The organism is Mesorhizobium sp. M7A.F.Ca.CA.001.10.2.1, assembly GCF_003998575.1.
GTDB lineage: Bacteria > Pseudomonadota > Alphaproteobacteria > Rhizobiales > Rhizobiaceae > Mesorhizobium.
In genome coordinates this window covers 1-2,506 of the sequence record NZ_RZQY01000789.1, presented here as the reverse complement: position 1 = coordinate 2,506, position 2,506 = coordinate 1, and the positions used below count along the sequence as shown (strand labels likewise).

Genomic DNA, 2,506 nt, shown 5'->3' with positions numbered 1-2,506 from the left:
ATGCCGCCCTGCCCGTCGGCGGCCGGATCATCCACCGCCACGGAAATCAGCCCATGCTGCTTTCCGGGCGCATCGCTGACCGCCAAGATCTCGACAATTCCGGTCGCGCCGTTGGCGTGGGCCTGCAAAGCCGTGCGATCAACATCAGGCGCGTTGACCCGCTCGCAGGCAAACAGGAAGGCGTCCGTGGCCTCGGCTCCGGCCGCAAAGGCGAGCTTGAACGACGCGACGTCGCTTTTGCCGGCCGGGTCGGTGAAGGCGCGCGAAAAACCCAGCATGTCTCCCGCCGAGATGCCGGCATCGACATAGCGTGCATGGTCGGCATCGGCATTGCCCGTGCCCAGAACAATGGCGGAAAATCCCTCGTCGCCGTTGCTGTCGCGATAGGCGCGATCACGCGCGACGAAGACATTGCCGTCTGCGATAGCCTTTGCCGCCACCTGCTCGTCGCCGACCGCCAAAGGTTCGAGATAGGTGCCGTCGGCCAGGAAAACACAGCAGTTTTCCGTTCCGAACGGATGGATACCGGCCGGGGCAACGACGAAGCCAAGCGCGGTGAGCCGGCCTCGCGCCACATCGAGGCTGTGCGTCGGCAGCACCAGATGATCGAGCGGATGAGTGCCTGCGGCTGCGGTTTTGGTCATGCAGGCGCGATGTGCATCATTCCGCAAAGCCGTTCAAGACTTGATCGCAATACCGGCCAGTTCGCCCGTCAATTCACCGGCCGTCGAAAGGCGCCCTTGGAGCAAGGTTCGATCAGCTCCCCGCGACGACATCGGCGGAATAGCGCAGTTCACGCATTGGTTTGACCTTGCTGGTGGTCTGCGCGTAGAGCGGGTGCGCCTTGTAGGCGGCCAGCGCGGCGTCATCGGCGAACTCCGCATAGACGACCACGTCGACCTCATCGGACAGCGGGTCCACCTTGGTGTTGAGCGTGACCTCGAACAGGCTGGAATGAGGAATGTCGCCGAGCGCCAGCAAGCCGGTGCGCACGGCCTCGACATCCTCTTTTCGCCGCGCGCTGAAGAAAACGATATGCCGGATCAACCCCGCCTCCTCGATCAAAGTGCCGGGGTCTTTTGTGACGGCAGGACGTTGGCGTCAATCGACAAGGATGTCGCGGCTGCTGCCACTGGAGTTAAGCTTTGCTGGTAACATATCGCACAACATGGCTAAGCTCTCTCACAGCGGTGTCGAGATAGCGGCCCTGATTGTACATGCCATCCCAGATCAAAAAAAATGCGATGGCGGCAATGACGATTACATAACGCATGGCTAAATCTATCGCACAAGGAATTCTGCGGTCATAGGCGTTTTTTGACGCGCTGCGCCTTGGCTGTGCACAGGCACAGATGCCCGCCGGCGGGAGCAATCTGCTTGGCACAGCCCCGCTTGCAGCCTGCCCCTTGAAGTTTCCCCGCATGACGTGGAAGATTGTCGCACGGATTCACCGGGAAGCGCTGAAGCTCTGGTAGGGGGCGCGCACTTCGTTCGAGCCCGCTCGCCGACGAACCGGTCGCGGCGGCGTTCGAAGCTGGCGAATGATCCAAGAGAACCGTGGTCCGGCAATTTGCGCCGGCACCGCGGAAATCCAGGGGCATGAGATGGCGCAAAAGGAACATGTTGGCGTAGCATTGAGCGACGCGGTCAGGCTCGATGAATTCAACTTCGCGGAGATCGTCAAAGGTCTGCCGGCGAAAGCGCGCATGGTGCTGTCGGCGGCGATGAACCTGCCTCGCGGTTCGCTCAGGGTGAGGCTGCCGGACGGCCGCGCCGTGCTCGTCGGCGGCAAGGGACCTGGCCCGGATGCCGAACTGGTGCTGAAGAATTGGCGCTTGCCCGGCCGCGCCTTTTCCGGCGGCACGATCGGCGTTGCCGAATCCTATATGGACGGCGATTGGGAAAGCCCTGATGTGACCAGCTTCCTGGAGCTGTTCGTGGTCAATTCGGTCATTGGCGAGCGTATCGCGGGCGGCACCAGTTGGCTGATCAACACCGTCCAGCGCATCCGCCACTGGTTCAACCAGAACACGCGCACCGGTTCGAAACGCAATATCTCGGCGCATTACGACCTCGGCAACGCCTTCTACAAGGAATGGCTCGATCCGAGCATGACCTATTCCTCGGCGCTCTACACGACCGGTGCCAACGACCTGGAAGGCGCCCAGGCCGCCAAATATCGCGCTCTGGCGAAGGATACAGGGATCGGTCCGAAGGACCATGTGCTGGAAATCGGTTGCGGCTGGGGTGGCTTCGCCGAATTCGCGGCGCGCGAGATCGGCTGCCGCGTGACCGGGCTGACGATCAGCCGCGAGCAGCACGATTTTGCCACGGCTCGCATCGCCAGGGCTGGTCTTGCCGACAAGGTCGACATCAAGCTGCAGGATTATCGCGACGAAACCGGCACCTATGACCGCATCGCCTCGATCGAGATGTTCGAGGCGGTCGGCGAGAAATACTGGCCGGTGTTTTTCGGCAAGATGAAGGCCTGTCTAAGGCCTGGCGG

General features: G+C 61.9%; 3 protein-coding genes. 1 reads left to right on the top strand and 2 read right to left on the bottom strand.

The window, feature by feature from the left end:
• Both EN964_RS31750 and EN964_RS31745 read right to left on the bottom strand, forming a co-directional pair.
• Window positions 1–644, bottom strand: a 644-nt coding sequence (locus EN964_RS31750) for a VOC family protein (RefSeq protein ID WP_164776163.1), incomplete at its 3' end; no start/stop codon positions are given.
• Window positions 645–756: 112 nt separating this feature from the next.
• Complete coding sequence (locus EN964_RS31745) at window positions 757–1,047, bottom strand: Dabb family protein (RefSeq protein WP_023812050.1); 291 nt, start codon at window positions 1,045–1,047, stop codon at window positions 757–759.
• Between the two features lie 557 nt (window positions 1,048–1,604).
• Here EN964_RS31745 and EN964_RS31740 point away from each other — a divergent pair.
• Window positions 1,605–2,506: cyclopropane-fatty-acyl-phospholipid synthase family protein (locus EN964_RS31740; protein ID WP_164776161.1), on the top strand; the 902-nt coding region annotated here is incomplete at its 3' end.